We start from the raw sequence: 19,159 nt of genomic DNA, 5'->3' as shown, positions 1-19,159 counted from the left end.
GTCGTGGTCCCCTTTGGGATCAGATGTAGGAAAACGCGCCGTCGGGCGCAAATCAAGCGGCAGTGAATGTGATCTGTCGTCGCAAGAACTGTGTCGCCCGGCTGGATACCTGTTTCGGATCACCGGTTGTCAGAAACGCGCTATCGGCGCCCGGTCCGACCATCTCGGGGCGCCGGATCAAATAGTCGGCAAGGCTTTCGGCCACCAGATTGGCCTGACTGAATACTTTCACATCCGCACCCAACGCATCCTGAAACTCTTTTTCCATCAGCGGATAATGGGTGCATCCCAAAATGGCCGCGTCCGGTTGAGGCATCTTGCGTTTTAACGCGTCAACATGGCTGCGCACAAGAGCATCCGCCAGGATCATATCTCCATCCTCGATCGCATCGACAACACCGCCGCAGGCTTGCGCCTCGACATCAACGCCGATGGCACGGAACGCAAGTTCGCGTTGAAAGGCGCGGCTGGCAACAGTTGCAGGCGTCGCAAACAGGGCCACATGCTTGGCCGCAACCTCGCGCGGGGGGGAATTGTCGCCCCATTGCCGTTCGGTCAGTGCCTCGATCATTGGCACAAACACACCTAGAACACGCTTGTCAGATGGCACCCAGGCTTCCTGCATCCGGCGGAGCGCGGCGGCAGAGGCCGTATTGCAGGCCAATATCACCAGATCGCATCCAGCATCAAAAAGGCGCTGGGTGGCCGCACAGGTCAACGCAAAGATATCATCCGGCGTCCGCACGCCATATGGCGCGTTTGCGCTATCGCCCAGATAGACAAGCGGGACATCAGGCAGGCGATTGGCAACGGCATCCAGCACCGTCAACCCACCCAAGCCGCTATCGAATATGCCGACCGCCATTGCGCACCTTGTATTTGTCTTCGAACTCATGCCCCAGACGGGAGGTATCCATCGGGCTTGGACTCAACTCATACGTGGCTTTGCGCAGGAAATCCATGCAGCCTTTGGGGTCTTTTTTGAAGGCTGCCAATTGTTCAGCGGGGATCGGCGCACCAACGACAACCCGCACCGGTTTGTTGATCCGCGCCCTGAACTCGCGGATGAACATACCGGTTCGCAACGTGCTGTGAATATGGCTGGCAAGCTGGAACAGGCGGCTGTTACGTCCGTCAAAAAAGACCGGCACCACGGTGGCGCCGGACTTGGCGATCATCTTGGCGGTGAATGTGCGCCAGCTTGGGTCCATGGGCTGTGAAAACGGTCTTGCCGAAGTGGACACAGTACCGCCCGGAAAAATACCAACCGCCCCGCCCGCATTCAGATAGCGAACAGCCTCTGCACGGGTTTCAAGGTTCAGCCGAGCAGCTTCCTTGGTTTCGTCAAAGGAAATCGGCAGGATGACGCGCTCAAGATCGGCAGAGCGGCGGAAGATGCGATGGGCCAAAACCCGAAAGTCACCATCGCGCCGTTCCGACAGGATACGACCCATCATCAGCCCGTCCAGAATGCCATAGGGGTGGTTTGACACCACAATCAGCGGACCGGAGCGCGGAATATTTTCAAGCGTCCCGCCAACAACATCCAGTTTCAGCCCATAGCGGTCGGCGATGACTTCCCAGAAATCCTGGCCAGAGGCCACATCCAGATCATAGCCGCGCGCCTTGCGGATCAGTCGCAATCGACCGGTCGCGTTTTCCATGATCCGGATCATCGCGCGGCCCGAACGGCCACGCGCGGCACTGGCATAGGAAATGTCGCGCGCGACCTGATGATCTTTCATGACGTTCTCCCAAGTATGGCTTGGAAAGGTAGACCCCGAATATGACGATTTGTTGACAGGGGCGATATCAGGATGCGCCGCAAATCCTAAGAATTCATTCCGCCGCCTGCCGTTGTGGTGAGGCACGCAAAACCGATAGCAGCTCTTCGCGCCGCTTGGCCGCCTTGCGCGCATTGGCGTCTTTGACCGGTCCAAAGCCGCGAATATCAAGCGGCAGCCGCGCCAAGGCGATTGCGGCGTCCCGTGTGTCAGGGCGCACTATCTGCAAAACCGTGGCGATATCCGCCTCATACTCTTTGATCAGCGCCCGCTCCATCCGTCGTTCGGCCGTGCGCCCAAACGGATCAAACATGGTGCCGCGCAGCCATTTCAACTTGGCCAGCTTTGGAAAGGTCGCGGCCATCCAGGCCCCGTATTCCTTTTTGACAGGGCGGCCATCGGCACCGGTGCGGGACACCATCGGCGGCGCAAGGTGATAGGTCAGGGTCAGATCGCCATCAAACGCGGCCTTGGCCTTGTCCATTGTCGTGCTTAGCAGCCGGGCGACCTCGTATTCATCCTTATAGGCCAACAGCTTGTGGTACCCCAAGGCCACCGCCTCTTTCAGGTCAGGATCCTGGATCTGATCCACCAGTTTGCGGTATCGCGTGGCAAGGCGCTTGCCCTGATAGGCCACCAGATGATCGGCACGAAAGGCGATCTTTTCGTCCAGTGATTTGGGCAATGACACCACATTCGGGGCCAGCAATCCGTCAGCGTCCCGAGGGTGCAAATAGGCCCAGCGGCCCAGCTCAAACGCGCGCAAATTGCGTTCCACTGCTGCACCGTTCAACGTGATGGCCTGCCTGATCGCGTCGCCGCTGACGGGGATTGCACCCATCTGCCAGGCCGCGCCAAAGATCATCATGTTGGAATAGATGCTGTCACCCAGCAGGACCTTGGCAAGTGCGGAGGCATCAAACATCGCAAGCCCCTCGCCCAGCCGCGCCTCAAGCGCGACCTGCAATTGATCCGCCGGCAGCTTGAATTCCGTGTCCCGCGTGAAATCGCCGGTGATGATCTCATGCGCGTTGACGACGCCTTTTGTCTGTCCGGTCTTCATCAGACCCATCGTCTTGGAACCGGCGGACACAACCAGATCGCCGCCGATCAGCGCATGACATTCGCCTGTCGCGACGCGGATCGCATTGATATCACCGGGGCTTTGCGCAATCCGGCAATGGATATGAACGGCACCCCCCTTTTGGGCCAACCCCGCCATTTCCATCATGCCCGCACCCTTGCCGTCGATATGGGCCGCCATCGCCATGACCGCCCCAATTGTCACAACGCCGGTGCCGCCAACGCCGGTGATGACCACATTATGGGTGCCATGAATATCGGGAAGTGCAGGGTCAGGCATGTCGGGCAAATCGACATCTGCGGTGGCTTCCTTGCGGATCTTGGCCCCTTCAATAGTCACAAAAGATGGGCAAAAGCCGTTCACACAGGAAAAATCCTTGTTGCAGGATGATTGATCAATGGCGCGCCTACGGCCCAATTCGGTCTCGACAGGGACAATCGACACGCAATTGGACTGCACACCACAATCGCCACATCCCTCACACACATCTGTGTTGATGAACACGCGCTTGTCGGGGTCCGGAAATTGGCCGCGTTTGCGCCGGCGCCGCTTTTCGGCGGCACATGTCTGCACATAAACGATGGCAGACACACCTTTGTATTTGCTGAATTTCTCCTGCACAGCGGGAAGCTCGGCCCGCAGGTTCGCATCCAACCCCTTGGGAAATGCGGCCAGATCGACATCTTCCTTTTCGTCATAGACCAGTGCGACATTGCGCACCCCCATGGCCAGCAATTCACGGCAAATCTGATCCGCCGTCAGACCGCCATCATTGCCCTGCCCGCCGGTCATGGCGACCGCGTCATTATAGAGGATTTTATAGGTGATATTCGTGCCAGCCATCATGGCAAAGCGAATGGCCTGCACGCCAGAGTGGTTATAGGTCCCATCGCCGAGGTTCTGGAAAACGTGGTCGCGGGTCGAAAACGGCGCCTCGCCCACCCAGTTTGCGCCCTCACCGCCCATTTGGGTAAAGCCAACGGTTTCGCGATCCATCCACTGCACCATGTAGTGACAGCCGATGCCCGCATAGGCGCGTGAGCCGTCAGGGACCTTGGTCGATGAATTATGCGGACATCCTGAACAGAAATAGGGCAGCCGGGCCGCAATCTCGGGCGCGTTGTCAGCGCGCCGGGCCTCTGACAGGGCCGCAAGTCCAGCCGTGATCCCGTCTGATCCGCAGCCTTCCTCGACAAGGATGCCGCCCAGTTTTTCCGCAATCACAATCGGGTTGAGATCGGATTTGGTCTGAAACACCTCTTCGCGGCGGCCTTCGGAATGCTCATCCCCCTTGTGCCAGCCATAGACGCGGCGGCCCCGCCGATCATCGAACAGCGCTTCTTTCACCTGGACTTCGATCAGCTTGCGCTTTTCCTCGACTACCACGATCAGGTCCAGACCCTCGGCCCATTCATGAAAGGATGCCATGTCCAGCGGCCAGACCTGACCAACCTTGTATGTCGTGATGCCCAGCCGTTCGGCTGCGGCCTCATCCACATTCAGCAGCGACAAGGCGTGCTGCAGATCCAGCCAGTTCTTGCCCGCCGCGACAAAGCCGATCCGCGCGCCGGGCTTGCCCCACTTGCGCTGATCCATCTTGTTGGCACGGCTGAACGCCTCTGCGGCAAAACGTTTGTAGTCAATCATCCGCGCTTCCTGCAGCTGCGGGGTGTCAACAAGGCGAATGTTCAACCCGCCTTCCGGCAGTTCCATATTGGGGCGGACAAAAGACAAACGATGCGGGTCGCCATTAACGACGGATGTGACCTCAATCGTGTCCTTCATCGTTTTCAGGCCAACCCACACCCCGGCATAGCGGGACAATTCCCAGGCGTAGAGCCCGTAATCCATGATCTCCTGCACACCGGCGGGGGAGACAATGGGCATGTAGGCATCCACCATCGCCCAATCGGATTGATGCAAGGTGGTCGAACTTTCACCAGTGTGATCATCGCCCATCGCCATGACTACCCCGCCAAAGGGCGAGGTGCCGGCCATATTGGCATGGCGCATCACGTCGCCGGACCGGTCGACACCCGGTCCCTTGCCGTACCAAAGGCCGAACACGCCGTCATACCGCCCTTCGCCGCGCAGTTCGGCCTGTTGGGCGCCCCAAAGCGCAGTGGCGGCCAGATCCTCGTTCAACCCGGGTTGAAAGGTGACCTGCGCAGGCTCTAACACCTTCTTGGCCCGGGTCATCTGCATATCAACGGCGCCAAGGGGCGATCCGCGATATCCGGTCACAAGACCTGCAGTGTCCAACCCCTTCGCCGCATCCCGGGCCCGCTGCATCAACATCAGCCGCACAAGGGCCTGCGTGCCATTTAGCAACACCGGCGATTTCGCCAGATCGTAGCGGTCATTCAACGAGATTTTCTGGTCGCTCATGCGGCACCCTCCCAAACGCAATTCCATTATAGGTCAAATATGCTGACCTACAAAGCGGAAAATAACCGCCACAATGATTTGATCGAAAACCCATATGCGCGTAACTAACCTTCAATTTTAGCGATAACGGTAATGGTGATACCTCGTGATGGACTGGGACAAGCTAAGAATATTTCACGCGGTTGCCGATGCAGGGTCGCTGACACATGCCGGTGATGTGCTGCATCTGTCGCAATCTGCGGTCAGCCGGCAGATCAGGGCGCTCGAAGAATCGCTGAATACCACCCTGTTTCACCGCCACGCGCGGGGGCTGATTCTGACCGAACAGGGCGAATTGCTGTTTGATGCGACCAAATCCATGAACAAGCGGCTGGAAGCCGCATCAGCCCGCATCAAGGACAGCGAAGAAGAAGTCTTTGGCGAGTTGCGCGTCACAACGACAACCGGTTTCGGAACCCTGTGGCTGGCCCCGCGACTGCCAAAACTGTACGAGCAATATCCCGACCTGAAAATCGACCTGATGCTGGAAGAACGCGTGCTGGACCTGCCGATGCGCGAAGCTGACGTGGCGATCAGGATGAAAGAGCCGTCACAGGCCGACCTGATCCGCAAGCGGTTGATGTCCGTGCGGATGCGGCTTTACGCGTCACGCCCCTATCTGGAAATGAATGGCGGCATTACAGATATTGAAGAAATCGCAAATCACCGCCTGATCTGTCAAAGTCTGAATTCCATTCAGGTGGCGGCCGGTGCGACGCTGGTTCAGCACCTGATGACCTACGACATCCCCAACTTGTTCACCGTCAACAACTACTTCGGGGTTCTGCAGGGGGTCTTGAACAATATCGGCGTCGGGGTCCTGCCCGACTATGTCACCGATGACTTTCCTGATCTGGTCCGCATCCTGCCGGATCTTGAAAGTGGCGAAGTGCCCGTCTTCCTCGCCTATCCCGAAGAACTGCGCCAAAGCAAACGGATCAGCGCCTTCCGCGATTTCGTCCAGGACGAGATCATTACACACCGCCGCAAGATCAGGGAGGCCGCCACTGCTTAGTGGTCAGGACCCATCCATTCCATGTCGCCAGCGCAGATTTCACAAAATATCAGTGGTTTGGGACGCGTAGGCCATGGTGTTCTAAGGACAAGCGGCCCACGCCGCTGAGACAAAGTGAAATCTGCGCCCGCGATCTACCAACTGTTGCTCGCACGTAATGCATTGCGGCCACAGGATTGCCTATTTATTGACGACAGCCCAAAAAATATCGCTGGTGCTGAAAGACTTGGCATCAATGGAATTCTTTTCCAGACGGCCAAACAGCTTAAAGATGATTTGAGAGATATAGATATTCTATAGGTTGACTTTCCGCAAAACGCCATAATTTCAAAGCACTACCAGACCTTCTTGCTTGTGCAGGGTCTAATTTCCGGCGCGTTGTGACCGATTTAAACCACAACACCTTATGAGCCATGCACGCAACACATGGCGGCTTTGCATAACTTTCATCCGATTTTTTCTTGATTGGTCAAATAACGCACCCTATCTCATCAATCGAAGGCGATGTTGCTGAATAGCGCATCATCTTCACCTCCCTGTTGGACTTCGCCGGGCCTCGTGCCCGGCTTTTTTTTTCGCTCAGGCGGAACGTCCGCTGCATTGCCGCGTTTGTCCGGTGTCAACGCAATGTAAGGGAGTACGTTATGAACTGGGACCAAATCCAAGGAAACTGGAAGCAATTCAAAGGCCAAGCCCAATCGAAATGGGGCGACCTGACCAACGACGAACTCGATCAGGTCGAAGGCGACCGCGAAGCGCTGGAAGGAAAGATTCAGGCCAAATACGGAAAATCCAAGGAACAGGCCAAGAAAGAAGTGAACGACTTTATCGACAGCCTCTGACGTCCTTCCAGCACCCAAGATCCAAGCCGGGCCCCTCGCCCGGCTTTTTTGTTGCCGCGTTGTCCGGCCGGCGCGGCGCACAAACGCTAACCCGTTGCCCCCGTCCGCCCCTTGGCATAAAGGGTCGCCCAAGCGTCTGAGGGGAACACGAATGCAAGAACCAGCCATCACCGATGATCTGATCGCCGCCCATGGGCTCAGCCCCGATGAATACCAACGCATTCTCGACATCATCGGTCGGACGCCCAGCTTTACCGAACTCGGCATTTTCTCGGCGATGTGGAACGAACATTGTTCGTACAAATCATCCAAGAAATGGCTACGCACTCTGCCGACCGAAGGCCCTCAAGTCATCTGCGGCCCGGGCGAAAACGCGGGCGTGGTTGATATCGGCGACGGCCAGGCCGTTGTGTTCAAAATGGAAAGCCACAACCACCCCAGCTATATCGAACCCTATCAGGGGGCCGCGACCGGCGTGGGTGGCATCCTGCGTGATGTCTTCACGATGGGTGCGCGCCCTATTGCAGCGATGAATTCCCTTAGCTTCGGTGAACCCGATCACCCTAAAACCAAGCAACTCGTCAACGGCGTTGTGGCTGGCGTCGGTGGCTACGGCAACTGTTTTGGCGTGCCCACGGTCGGCGGCGAAGTCCGTTTTGATCCGGCTTACAACGGCAACTGCCTTGTGAATGCTTTTGCCGCAGGCCTCGCGGATGCCGACAAGATCTTCTACTCCGCCGCTTCTGGCATCGGCATGCCGGTCGTCTATCTGGGTGCCAAAACAGGGCGTGATGGCGTCGGCGGTGCCACCATGGCCAGCGCCGAATTTGACGACACGATTGAGGAAAAACGCCCTACCGTCCAGGTCGGTGACCCGTTCACCGAAAAGCGTCTGATGGAAGCGACCCTTGAACTGATGGCAACTGGCGCCGTGATCTCGATCCAGGATATGGGGGCCGCCGGCCTCACCTGCTCTGCAGTGGAAATGGGCGACAAAGGCGGGCTTGGGGTCAAACTGAACCTGAACGCCGTACCACAACGCGAAGACAACATGACCGCCTACGAGATGATGCTGTCTGAAAGTCAGGAACGCATGCTGATGGTCCTCAAGCCAGAGCTAGAAGCCGAGGCCCGGGCCGTGTTCGAAAAATGGGACCTCGATTTTGCCATTGTCGGCGAAACGATTGCCGAGGACCGGTTCATTGTCCAACACAACGGAGAAATCAAAGCAGACCTGCCGCTTGCCACCCTCTCCGGCTCCGCCCCCGAATATGACCGGCCATGGGAACCCACACCAGCCGCTGACCCGCTGGGCGACATCCCCGGCGTGCACCCTATTGACGGTCTGAAGGCACTGATCAGCAGCCCGAATTACGCGGCCAAGCATTGGGTCTATGAACAATATGACCAACAGGTCATGGGCGACACCGCTCGCACGCCGGGCGCGGGCAGCGGCATCGTGCGGGTCCACGGGACCGATAAATCACTCGCCTTCACCAGCGATGTGACCCCCCGCTACGTCAAGGCCAACCCTGTCGAAGGCGGCAAACAAGCCGTGGCCGAGGCTTATCGCAATCTGACCGCGGTTGGGGCGACCCCACTGGCCACCACCGACAACATGAACTTTGGAAACCCCGAAAAGCCGCAGATCATGGGGCAATTCGTCGGGGCCATTCAAGGGATCGGTGAAGCGGTCAAGGCGCTGGATATGCCCATCGTCTCCGGCAACGTCTCACTTTATAACGAAACAGACGGCACCGGCATTCTGCCAACGCCGACAATTGGCGCGGTCGGCATCATCAACCACCCTGATCAGATGATTAACGGGATCATCCGCGATGGGCATGTTCTGCTCTTGCTGGGTGAAACCACCGGACATCTGGGCCAATCGGCGTTCCTGGCCGAAGTCTACGGGCGCGCCGACGGGGACGCGCCGTCTGTCGATCTGACGCAGGAAAAGGCCAATGGCGATTTTATCCGCTCCAATCATGCATTGATCACCGCCTGTACCGACCTCAGCGATGGGGGTCTGGCCCTCGCCGCCTTTGAACTGGCCGAGGCTGCGGGCGTCGGTGTTCAGCTCGATATCGACGACACCCCGACCCTGTTCGGCGAAGATCAGGCACGCTATCTGATTGCGTGCAATTTCGATCAGGCCGAGGCCTTGATGCTTGCTGCCGGTCAGGCGGGTTTGACACTGGCGACCATCGGAAAGGCCGGCGGCGATCAGATTGGCTTTGGGGGGCAAACAGCGCCTCTTGCTGATCTGGCGCAGATATTCCGCAGCGCATTTGAGGCCGCAGTCGCCTGATCTGGACCACATGGTACCGACTGCGCCTTGTCCCCCGCGGGATGCGCCCCTAGATTGAGATCAAAGACGAGGACACCAATGCCAATCACCGCCCACGAAATCGAAATGCTGCTGCGCGAAAGCTTTCCGGATGCCACGATCCAGATCGAGGGGGATGATGGCGTGCACTTTCAGGGCTTGGTCATTGACGAAAGTTTCCGCGGCATGAACCGCATCCAACAGCAACGGGCCGTGATGGCCGTCATCAAACCCAAAGTCGATAGCGGCGAAATTCACGCGCTCGGCCTGACCACGAAAGTACCGGAGTAGTCACTTATGACAGCCCAAGACCAGATCAAAGAAACCGTCACCGCAAACGATGTTGTCCTGTTCATGAAAGGCACCAAGACGATGCCGCAATGCGGGTTTTCGTCCCGCGTGGCAGGCGTGCTGAATTTCATGGGCGTCGAATATAGCGACGTGAATGTGCTGGCCGATGACGCGATCCGTCAAGGGATCAAGGATTATTCCGACTGGCCCACAATCCCGCAGCTTTACGTCAAGGGTGAGTTTGTGGGCGGTTGCGACATCATCACCGAAATGACCCTGTCAGGCGAACTTGACACGTTGTTTTCGGAAAATGGCGTGACCTTCGACCAGGAAGCCGCCGACAAAATCCGCGAAGCCAACGCCTGATCGGCGCAAGGTCGGTCCGCCAAGGCCGGCCTATCCGTCGCGCCCCGGCTCGTTCGGATTGCTTGAGAATAGCGCGATTTTGTTGCCCTGCGGGTCGCGAAGGTAGCCCACATAAAAACGCGGCCCATAAGACGCGCGAAAGCCCGGCTGACCTTCATCCACACCACCAGCGGCAAGGGCCGCCGCGTGCAGGTCGCGCACTTGGGCCTGATTGCGGGCCTCAAACGCGACCATCGCACCATTCCCGGCCGATGCAGACGCCCCATCAAAGGGCGGCTTAACGTAGAAATCAGGCGAAACTGGGGACTGGCCCGGCGGGACAGGCAAGGCGTAGCTCAGGCCCTCGGGCCCCTCTTTGAAATCATAGCCAAGCGTGGGCAAAAACGCAGCATAGAACCGTCTGGCTTTGCCCAGATCATTAGCGCCGACGGTGACATAAGCGATCATATGATGTGGCCTTTGTTGGTCTGGCTTATATAGCGCACGTATCCTGCCGCTTCATTATAGAGACCATTCAAACACGCCGCACACCAGTGACGCCAAGAGCCCAACCGCCCGCGGACATGCCCCGTGTCAGGACGATGCACCCTCAAGCTGCGCGGCCAAAGCCTCGGCACGGGCTGCGATTTCCCCCAGCGCGTCTGTCACATTGGCAGGCACAACCGGTACTTCGACCCGGTCGGGTTCCGGCGCGGGCCGTGCCTGAAGTGTTTCGATCTCGGCACGCAGTTTTGCGGCCTCGGCCTCGGCGGATTTCCGTTGCTCTTCCAGCCCGGCGGTTTTGTCCGCCAGCATCAGGCCCGCCATCAGCAGCATGCGCGCCTCGGGCATGCGACCGATCTGGTCGGACAGATGCGCGGCCTCGCCATCCAGCATGGCCGCAGCAGATTGCAGAAAATGCTCTTCGCCTTCCTGACAAGCCACTTCAAAGACACGTCCACCGATCTTGATCTCAACCTGGGGCATGCGCGGCCTCCTCCAGCAAGGGTGTCAGTTGGCCAAGAACGGCCTCGATCTCGGCGGCGTCAGCAGCGCGTTGTGCGGCAAGGGCTGCAATTTCCGCATCCTTGGCGGCATCCGCGACCTCGGGGAATTTGCCGGTGGTAATGGCCTGCCGCATATCGGCATTCATCTCGCGCAGTTGGGTGTTCGATGCGCGCAGGCGCTGCAGGTCGGTATCAAGCTGCTCGATCTGCGCTGTTTGGGCGGCCAACTTGTCGGTCAGTTGCGCGATTTCAGCATCCAGGCGATCTTTTAGCGCACGTGCGCTGTCGATCAATTCGACATTCTTGGCCTGCTCATGTGCCAGGGCCTTGCTCAACGCGGCCTGTTCATCGCCACCGCCTTTTGCCCCAGCCGCTGTCCCTATCCGGTCCAGCGCCGCCAAAATCCGGCTTTCCAGCGCTCCGATATCTTCCATTTGCCTGTCCTTTCGCCCCATGTGACCGGAGCTTGCCCCACGCGACAATTTTGCCGCCTCAAATGAAGTCCGCATCGCAACAGCGTGGAAACAATCCCAAACCGCGAATCGTACTCTTGCCCGAAAGGGTACGGCATCGCGATGGGCGCGGCAAACAACCGACCAATCAGGCACGGCGATGCTTGATCTTGAGGGCTGCCCTGATATGACGCTGCCTGACCCGTGTCATTCACATTTTGTTAACAGGACAAAACCTTGGATATTGCAGCACTGCGCACAGCGAACCCCGATCACTGGATGAAAGCCGCCGCCATCCGCACATTGACCCTTGATGCGGTCGCTGCTGCGAATTCCGGCCATTCGGGCATGCCGATGGGCATGGCCGATGTGGCAACCGTTCTTTTCGAAAACCATCTGAATTTTGACCCCAAGGCCCCTGATTGGGCAGATCGCGACCGGTTCATCCTGTCCGCAGGGCATGGGTCGATGTTGCTGTACGCGCTGATGTACCTGACCGGCTACGAAGACATGCCGCTGGAGCAGATCAAGGATTTCCGCCAATGGGGTGCGCGCACCGCCGGCCATCCGGAATTTGGCCATGCCCGCGGGATTGAGACAACAACCGGCCCACTGGGTCAGGGGATCGCCAACGCCGTCGGCTTTGCCATTGCCGAAGAAATCCAGCGTGCGGCCTGGGGCAAGAAGATCATCAATCACCATACATATGTGATGGCAGGTGATGGCTGTCTGATGGAAGGCGTCAGCCAGGAAGCCATCGGGCTGGCCGGGATGCAAAAGCTGGGCCACCTGATTGTGTTCTTCGACAATAATAACATCACCATCGACGGGACGGTCGATATGGCCGATATCACCGATCAGGGCGCGCGCTTTGCGGCGTCGGGCTGGCATGTGCAATCCATTGATGGGCATGACCCGGCGACCATTGACGCAGCCATTGCCGCCGCCAAGAAAGACCCGCGCCCGTCCATGATTGCCTGCAAGACCCATATCGCCCTGGGCCATGCAGCACAGGACACCTCTAAGGGGCATGGCGCGCTGACGGATGCAGCACAGCTTCAGGCGACCAAGGACGCCTATGGCTGGACATATGGGCCATTCGAAATCCCCGCCGGGGTCAAATCCCAGTGGGAGGCGATGGGCGCACGCGGTGCCGCGGCCCGGGCCGCATGGGAAGACCGTTTTGCCGCCCTGTCCGCTGCCAAGCAAGCCGAATTCACCCGGGCCTATGCAGGTGAAGCCCCCAAACGGCTTTCCGCAACGATCCGTGCGTTCAAAAAGCAGATGACCGACAGCCAGCCAAAGGTCGCGACCCGGAAGTCCTCCGAAATGACACTGGAAGTGGTTAATCCGATCATGAAGGAAACAATTGGCGGATCGGCCGACTTGACCGGGTCGAACAATACGAAAACTGCCGACCTTGGCGTGTTCCACCCCGATAATCGCAAAGGGCGTTATATCTATTACGGCGTCCGCGAACACGGGATGGCTGCAGCAATGAACGGGATGGCGTTGCATGGTGGTGCGCGGCCGTATGGCGGCACGTTCATGTGCTTTACCGACTATGCGCGTGGTGCGATGCGCCTGTCCGCCTTGATGGGTGTGCCGACAACCTATGTCATGACCCATGACAGCATCGGGCTGGGCGAAGACGGCCCCACCCACCAACCTGTCGAACATCTGGCAATGCTGCGCGCGACCCCAAACATGAATGTCTTCCGGCCGGCAGATACAATCGAAACAGCCGAAGCCTGGGAAATGGCGCTGACATCGACAAAAACGCCGTCTGTGCTGTGCCTGTCCCGGCAGGGGCTGCCCACCGTCCGGCTCGAGCACAAGACAAAGAACCTGACAGCCCAGGGTGCCTATGTGCTTGCGGATGCAACGGCCAAGCGGCAGGCGATCCTGATGGCCACAGGCTCGGAAGTTTCGGTGGCCATGGCCGCGCGCGACCTGCTTGAGGCCGAAGGGATCGGCACCCGCGTTGTTTCAATGCCATGCTGGGAGCTTTTCGCAGCACAGGACGAGGCCTATCGCAAACGTGTGCTGCCAGCCGGCCCTGTGCGGATCGGGATCGAGGCCGGTGTGCGTCTGGGCTGGGACCAGTGGTTGCTTGGCGAGCGCGGAAACGCCAAGAAGGCTGGTTTTGTCGGCATGTCGGGCTTTGGCGCATCCGCGCCCGCTGCGAAACTGTTCGAAGAATTCGGCATTACGGCGGCGGACACGGCCGCGGCGGTCAAGGCGTTGATCGGATAATATGGGACGCGGCGGCAAAGACATGTTGCCGCCGCGCTTGCAACAACTGGTCTGCGATGGGGCATGCCGGTCATATCGCTGACGGAGCCTGATCACATGTACCGTTCACGCCTTGCGGGCCTTGCCATGCTGGCAGCCACAGCACTGACCGCCTGTGTGGCCCCGCAAGCCGCGCCTGCACCACCGCCGGCTGCCGTAGTACCCGCAACGGATATAGACCAGTTTGCGCAGCGGTTTCTGGACCAGCTTCAGCCGCTTTCAATCTCGCAAGGGCGGGAATATTGCGGGAATTTCATCAAGCGCGTGGATGGCACGCTGGCGGCAACGCCACCGGTGCGCGGGACTGCTGATGGATGCGCCTATCAGGTCGCCGAGACCGCCGTAGCCACATATCACACCCATGGGCGATATCTGCCAAATTACCTTAACGAAATCCCGTCTTCCGTTGATATCACCAGTGCGCGTGCATTCCTGCTTGACGATTATGTCAGCACCCCGGGCGGGCGGCTATGGCGGATTGATGGCCAAACCGGGGTCGCAGATCTGATTTGTGGTGCGCGTTGCGTGACAACTGACCCGATGTTTGTCCCGGGGCGCAACGACCCGCGCGCCACCCGCTACACCGTGGCAGAGCTGCGCCGGATCGAACGCGGGTTCCGTTAGCGTCACCAGTTAGCGCAAACAGCAAACTTTATCGCTAACATATTGTCTTTACAAGGTTTTGGCGGTTGGCAGCGTATCAACCACACGCCTATACCTGCACCCAAAGCAGGTATGAGGGTAAAGAGTATGACAGTCACCATCGGCATCAATGGCTTTGGCCGCATCGGGCGCTGCACCCTTGCCCATATCACCGAAGCCGCCCGCAATGACGTGCAAGTCGTCAAGATCAACGCAACCGGCCCGATTGAGACAAACGCTCATCTGCTGAAATATGACAGTATCCACGGCCGGTTCGGCAACCCGGTCACGATCAAGGACAATACCCTTGATCTGGGACGTGGCCCCATTGATGTGATGTCAACTTATGATCCATCCACGCTGGATTGGGACGGGGTTGATGTGGTGCTGGAATGCACGGGCAAATTCAATGATGGCACCAAATCCAGCGTTCATCTGGATCGCGGCGCGCGCAAGGTCCTGATCTCTGCGCCTGCCAAGAACGTAGACCAGACCATTGTCTACGGGGTCAACCACCGCAACCTGACGGGCAGCGACCGGATGGTGTCCAACGGGTCCTGCACCACGAATTGCCTGGCACCACTGGCCAAGGTGCTGAACGACGCCGTGGGTATCGAACGCGGGATCATGACAACCATTCACAGCTATACTGGCGACCAGCCAACGCTGGACCGGCGGCACAGTGATCTATACCGCGCGCGCGCTGCCGCGATGGCAATGATCCCCACATCCACAGGGGCGGCCAAGGCCCTGGGCGAGGTGCTGCCGGAACTCAGCGGCAAGCTCGACGGCACCGCAATCCGGGTCCCTACCCCCAATGTCAGTGCTGTCGACCTGACCTTCGAGGCCGGTAAATCCGTGACAGTGGATGACATCAACGCCATCGTGAACGAGGCCGCTTCGGGGTATATGGGCATGGTCATGGCCTATGATGCCGAGGCCAAGGTCAGCATTGACTTCAACCATACCACACAAAGCTGTATTTTCGCGCCCGAACAGACCAAGGTTGTCGGCGGCAAAACCGTGCGCGTTCTGGCGTGGTACGACAACGAATGGGGCTTTTCGGCGCGCATGGCCGATGTGGCGGCGACGATGGGCCGGGTTCACTAGGTCCCTGCCCTGACGGCAAACAAGCCTTAACAGTTCTGCCTTAGGCCTAAACGGGCTTTGCCAATCGCCGTGCAGAGGGCTAGACCCGCATCATGACCAATACTATCGCGCTTTCCCTTGGGATCCTGATCATTGCTGGCTTGATGTTGGATCAGTTTGTGCTCCATTGGGATGTGCCGCAGTTTGTGATGCGGCACTTGATAGATCTGACACAATATATTGCATTCTGGCGCTAGCGCGCGGCGCAACATCGCCTTGACCTTTCCGCGCAAATCGCAATGTTAGCGCCAACATGAATGCACAGGAGGACAGGCAATGGCCGTCAAAGTAGCAATCAACGGATTTGGGCGGATTGGCCGCAATGTTTTGCGGGCCATCATCGAAAGTGGGCGCACCGATATCGAGGTGATCGCCATCAACGATCTGGGACCGGTTGAGACCAACGCGCATTTGTTGCGGTTCGACAGTGTGCATGGGCGCTTTCCCGCGACCGTGACCACGACGGACACCACAATTGACGTGGGGCGTGGCCCGATGCAAGTCACAGCCATCCGCAACCCGGCCGAGCTGCCATGGGCGGATGTCGATGTGGTCCTGGAATGCACCGGTATCTTTACAAACAAGGAAGCCTGCCAGGCGCATCTGGACAATGGCGCATCCCGGGTGCTGATCTCTGCACCCGGAAAAGATGCCGATAAAACAATTGTTTACGGTGTGAACCATGACGTTCTGACCAGCGACGATCTGGTCGTGTCCAACGCGTCCTGCACCACAAACTGCCTGTCGCCTGTCGCCAAGGTCCTTAACGACGCGATGGGGATTACCAAAGGGTTCATGACCACGATCCACAGCTATACCGGCGACCAGCCAACGCTGGATACGATGCATAAGGATCTGTACCGCGCACGTGCTGCGGCGCTGTCGATGATCCCAACCTCCACCGGTGCCGCCAAGGCGGTTGGTCTGGTGCTTCCGGAACTGAACGGCAAGCTGGACGGCGTTGCAATCCGGGTTCCGACGCCAAATGTGTCCGTTGTCGATCTGACATTCGAGGCCACAAAAGCGACCACCGTTGAAGAGGTGAACAATGCGATCATCGCCGCCGCCGATGGCCCGCTGAAGGGTATTCTGGGCTATACGGACCTGCCGATGGTCAGCTCTGATTTCAACCACGATCCGCATTCGTCGATCTTCCATCTCGATCAGACCAAGGTTCTGGATGGCAATATGGTGCGCATTCTGACCTGGTATGACAATGAATGGGGTTTCTCCAACCGGATGGCCGACACTGCCATCGCGATGGGCAAGCTGATCTAATCAAGCCCGCCGGGGCATTAAACCCCGTCTCCAGCGGCGCAATTCACATAACGCCGTCCTGCCATGCAGGGCGGCGTTCTTTTGTGGGGGCTTTGCCTGAAAGATGTGCAGCGGCGGGTACAATCCCGGCCCGCTATGCATCTGCAGCATAACCGGCAGCACAAATACGCGACTTGTGCCGCGACGCAGCATGGCTAGATTTTGTGTATACCGAAACGCGATGACCAAGTAAGGAGCACGCAAATGACCGTCTTGAACACAGTTCGTACCGCCGTCCAGAAACGCGTGGCTTACACGCGCCTCAAGCGACAGCTGCGCGATATGCCCCAGCAAACAGCCATTGATCTGGGACTTTTCCGCGAAGATGCGGCCATCACGGCCAGCAAGGCCATCTACGGCTAAACGGCTGTAGGATAAGCTGAAAACCAGCCGCTCCATTGGGGCGGCTTTCCTATTTCAGGACATCCGACAGAAACCGATCTATCCGATCACGGTATCCCGGCTGCCCGGCCAAATTGCTATGGGTGGCACCCGGCACAGCGTGAAAATCGACATCCAGACCTTCTGCCTGCATCAATGCGGCAAGCCGCGCGCCCTGACGGAGCGGGATCAACTGATCCGCACTGCCATGCTGCAACAGCACGGGTGCGTTCAGCTGCGGAACAAGGGCCGCAGAATTCCACTTTTGCACGCCTGGCATGTAACAGGCGGGCAGCCATGCGGCCTTGGTCATCAGTTCGCACATTTTGACAAATGGGGCGTCCAGAATAATGGCGAACACGGCGCGTTCGGCCGCGACGTGCTGCGCGATGCCTGTCCCCATCGAATAGCCATGCACCACAATCGGCCCATCATGCTGGCTGGCTAACCAATCATAGGTCGCAAGCGCATCAGCCTTCAGCCCGGCCTCGGACGGTTTGCCCGGTATGCCGCCGCCGCCCGGATATTCCATCGCCACAACGGTACGGCCCGCATCAACATGCGCATTCAGCGTGTAGGTGAAATAGGCCAGCGCCCCGCCATTGCCCATGAAAAACAGGACGGCCACGTCATCTGTCCCGTCCCATTGGGCAATCGACACGGCGCGGTCGGTGACCTGCGCCTGCGTCCAGCCGGGGGCATCAAAAACGTCTGGCCCAAACGGGTAGATCAGCTTGGGATGCGCAAGCACCATCGCGGCTGCATAAAGAAGATACAGACCGCCCACAGCCCAGAGCCAGTTCAAGCGCCAAATCGGTCGCGCAACGCGGCATTGACCGCTGGGGTGACGAATTGGGCAACGTCACCGCCAAGGCGGGCGATCTCCTTGACCAGTTTCGAGGCAATGGCCTGATGCTGCGCCTCGGCCATCAAAAACACGGTTTCGATACTGTCATCCAGCACCCGGTTCATACCAACCATTTGATATTCATATTCAAAATCCGCCACCGCACGCAGGCCGCGAATAATCACGGTCGCATCCACGTCGCGGGCGCAATCAATCAACAGATTCTCGAATGGATGCGCGACGATCTCGCAATTTGTGGCGGCGGCCAGCGGGGCCGATTCTGCCTCGATCATCGCGACACGTTCCTCAAGCGAGAACAGCGGCCCCTTGTCACGATTGATCGCAACACCGATGACAAGCCTGTCCACAAGCGATGCGGCACGCCGGATGATATCAATATGGCCAAGTGTGACGGGGTCAAATGTGCCCGGGTAAAGTCCAACGCGCATCACGCCCCCCTTTTCATTCGCCGCACAAGCAACAACAAATCCGTCGGCTTGGCAAGCCGAGGTGCTAGTGACCCATGATCATGCCCTGCAGGGCATCCTTTTCCATCGAAAGTTCGGCCAGACGGGCCTTGACCACATCACCAATGGAAATCAGGCCAATCATGCCTTCGCCGTCCATCACGGGCAGATGGCGGAACCGGCCATTTGTCATCATTTCAAGCACCGCGTCGGCACTATCTGTCGGCGAACATGTGACAAGCTTGGCGGTCATCATGTCGCTGACCGGCTCGCTCAAACAACCGATACCGCGTTTGCCCATTTCGCGCACGATATCGCGTTCGGACAGGATCCCATCCAAAGATCGACCATCCTGCGATACCACAACAGTCCCGATCCGCTTTTCGGACAATAGCTTGACGGCATCGTTCACATGATCGGTGGGTTTTACAGAAATCACGCCACCATCCGGTTTTGATTTCAGAATTTGCGATACGATCATGTGG

The 19,159-nt window shown here is 58.4% G+C and carries 21 protein-coding genes; 12 read left to right on the top strand and 9 right to left on the bottom strand.

Annotated elements, in window-relative coordinates; genetic code table 11:
* Positions 1 to 52 precede the first annotated feature (52 nt).
* The 3 genes from murI to AABB31_RS02860 form a co-directional block, all read right to left on the bottom strand.
* Positions 53 to 865 carry a glutamate racemase gene (murI, locus tag AABB31_RS02870; RefSeq protein ID WP_373635403.1) on the bottom strand — a complete coding sequence of 271 codons (813 nt, stop codon included), beginning with the start codon at positions 863 to 865 and terminating at the stop codon, positions 53 to 55.
* A complete protein-coding gene (locus tag AABB31_RS02865; protein WP_373635402.1) occupies positions 843 to 1,745 on the bottom strand; it encodes a lysophospholipid acyltransferase family protein in 903 nt (300 codons plus the stop codon). The genes murI and AABB31_RS02865 overlap by 23 nt, the downstream gene beginning before the upstream one ends.
* A 94-nt stretch (positions 1,746 to 1,839) precedes the next feature.
* Complete coding sequence (locus AABB31_RS02860; protein ID WP_373635401.1) at positions 1,840 to 5,256, bottom strand: indolepyruvate ferredoxin oxidoreductase family protein; 3,417 nt, start codon at positions 5,254 to 5,256, stop codon at positions 1,840 to 1,842.
* 148 nt (positions 5,257 to 5,404) lie between these two features.
* Here AABB31_RS02860 and AABB31_RS02855 point away from each other — a divergent pair, with 148 nt between their 5' ends.
* The 6 genes from AABB31_RS02855 (at position 5,405) to grxD (ending at position 10,138) form a co-directional block, all read left to right on the top strand.
* Positions 5,405 to 6,310, top strand: coding sequence for a LysR family transcriptional regulator (locus AABB31_RS02855; protein WP_342078904.1), 906 nt, complete (start codon positions 5,405 to 5,407; stop codon positions 6,308 to 6,310).
* A 114-nt stretch (positions 6,311 to 6,424) separates the two neighbouring features.
* Positions 6,425 to 6,610: an HAD-IA family hydrolase gene (locus AABB31_RS02850; RefSeq protein WP_373635400.1), complete on the top strand. Its 186-nt coding sequence runs from the start codon at positions 6,425 to 6,427 to the stop codon at positions 6,608 to 6,610.
* 344 nt (positions 6,611 to 6,954) lie between these two features.
* Entirely contained in the window at positions 6,955 to 7,152 is a 198-nt protein-coding gene (locus AABB31_RS02845; RefSeq protein ID WP_342075931.1) for a CsbD family protein, read from the top strand.
* Between the two features lie 151 nt (positions 7,153 to 7,303).
* Positions 7,304 to 9,463 carry a phosphoribosylformylglycinamidine synthase subunit PurL gene (purL, locus tag AABB31_RS02840; protein WP_342075932.1) on the top strand — a complete coding sequence of 720 codons (2,160 nt, stop codon included), beginning with the start codon at positions 7,304 to 7,306 and terminating at the stop codon, positions 9,461 to 9,463.
* Between the two features lie 78 nt (positions 9,464 to 9,541).
* Entirely contained in the window at positions 9,542 to 9,772 is a 231-nt protein-coding gene (locus AABB31_RS02835) for a BolA/IbaG family iron-sulfur metabolism protein (protein WP_342075933.1), read from the top strand.
* 6 nt (positions 9,773 to 9,778) lie between these two features.
* Positions 9,779 to 10,138, top strand: a complete 360-nt coding sequence (gene grxD / locus AABB31_RS02830) for a Grx4 family monothiol glutaredoxin (protein WP_342075934.1) — start codon at positions 9,779 to 9,781, stop codon at positions 10,136 to 10,138.
* Between the two features lie 30 nt (positions 10,139 to 10,168).
* Here the strand turns inward: grxD and AABB31_RS02825 are convergent, their stop codons facing one another.
* The 3 genes from AABB31_RS02825 to AABB31_RS02815 form a co-directional block, all read right to left on the bottom strand.
* Complete coding sequence (locus AABB31_RS02825; protein WP_342075935.1) at positions 10,169 to 10,585, bottom strand: VOC family protein; 417 nt, start codon at positions 10,583 to 10,585, stop codon at positions 10,169 to 10,171.
* A gap of 126 nt (positions 10,586 to 10,711) precedes the next feature.
* Entirely contained in the window at positions 10,712 to 11,104 is a 393-nt protein-coding gene (locus AABB31_RS02820; protein WP_373635399.1) for a cell division protein ZapA, read from the bottom strand.
* The gene (locus AABB31_RS02815) at positions 11,091 to 11,558 is read right to left on the bottom strand and encodes a hypothetical protein (protein WP_342075936.1); all 468 of its coding nucleotides are present in this window, start codon (positions 11,556 to 11,558) and stop codon (positions 11,091 to 11,093) included. The genes AABB31_RS02820 and AABB31_RS02815 overlap by 14 nt, the downstream gene beginning before the upstream one ends.
* Before the next feature lie 255 nt (positions 11,559 to 11,813).
* Between AABB31_RS02815 and tkt the strand changes: the two genes are divergently transcribed.
* From tkt to AABB31_RS02785, 6 genes are all read left to right on the top strand, one after another.
* The gene (tkt, locus tag AABB31_RS02810; RefSeq protein ID WP_342075937.1) at positions 11,814 to 13,832 is read left to right on the top strand and encodes a transketolase; all 2,019 of its coding nucleotides are present in this window, start codon (positions 11,814 to 11,816) and stop codon (positions 13,830 to 13,832) included.
* A 96-nt stretch (positions 13,833 to 13,928) separates the two neighbouring features.
* Entirely contained in the window at positions 13,929 to 14,495 is a 567-nt protein-coding gene (locus tag AABB31_RS02805; RefSeq protein ID WP_342075938.1) for a DUF4329 domain-containing protein, read from the top strand.
* A gap of 126 nt (positions 14,496 to 14,621) precedes the next feature.
* Positions 14,622 to 15,623, top strand: a complete 1,002-nt coding sequence (gene gap, locus AABB31_RS02800) for a type I glyceraldehyde-3-phosphate dehydrogenase (protein WP_342075939.1) — start codon at positions 14,622 to 14,624, stop codon at positions 15,621 to 15,623.
* A gap of 92 nt (positions 15,624 to 15,715) precedes the next feature.
* Positions 15,716 to 15,859, top strand: a complete 144-nt coding sequence (locus AABB31_RS02795) for a hypothetical protein (RefSeq protein ID WP_342075940.1) — start codon at positions 15,716 to 15,718, stop codon at positions 15,857 to 15,859.
* A 79-nt stretch (positions 15,860 to 15,938) separates the two neighbouring features.
* Complete coding sequence (gene gap, locus AABB31_RS02790) at positions 15,939 to 16,940, top strand: type I glyceraldehyde-3-phosphate dehydrogenase (protein ID WP_342075941.1); 1,002 nt, start codon at positions 15,939 to 15,941, stop codon at positions 16,938 to 16,940.
* Positions 16,941 to 17,183: 243 nt separating this feature from the next.
* A complete protein-coding gene (locus AABB31_RS02785) occupies positions 17,184 to 17,342 on the top strand; it encodes a hypothetical protein (RefSeq protein WP_342075942.1) in 159 nt (52 codons plus the stop codon).
* Between the two features lie 49 nt (positions 17,343 to 17,391).
* On the opposite strand, the gene AABB31_RS02780 is transcribed toward AABB31_RS02785, so the two are convergent.
* The 3 genes from AABB31_RS02780 to AABB31_RS02770 all read right to left on the bottom strand — a co-directional run bounded on the left by AABB31_RS02780 (position 17,392) and on the right by AABB31_RS02770 (position 19,155).
* Positions 17,392 to 18,165 (bottom strand): prolyl oligopeptidase family serine peptidase, encoded by a 774-nt coding sequence (locus AABB31_RS02780; protein WP_342075943.1) that lies wholly within the window; start codon positions 18,163 to 18,165, stop codon positions 17,392 to 17,394.
* Positions 18,162 to 18,656, bottom strand: coding sequence for a pantetheine-phosphate adenylyltransferase (gene coaD / locus AABB31_RS02775; protein WP_342075944.1), 495 nt, complete (start codon positions 18,654 to 18,656; stop codon positions 18,162 to 18,164). Before coaD ends, AABB31_RS02780 begins: the two co-directional genes overlap by 4 nt.
* Before the next feature lie 64 nt (positions 18,657 to 18,720).
* Positions 18,721 to 19,155: a CBS domain-containing protein gene (locus AABB31_RS02770; RefSeq protein ID WP_342075945.1), complete on the bottom strand. Its 435-nt coding sequence runs from the start codon at positions 19,153 to 19,155 to the stop codon at positions 18,721 to 18,723.
* Between the last annotated feature and the right edge of the window lie 4 nt (positions 19,156 to 19,159).

The organism is Yoonia sp. SS1-5 (assembly GCF_038443705.2).
GTDB classification, from domain to species: domain Bacteria; phylum Pseudomonadota; class Alphaproteobacteria; order Rhodobacterales; family Rhodobacteraceae; genus Yoonia; species Yoonia rhodophyticola.
Note: the sequence above shows the minus strand (reverse complement) of the source record. Positions and strands in the feature narration are given on the sequence as shown.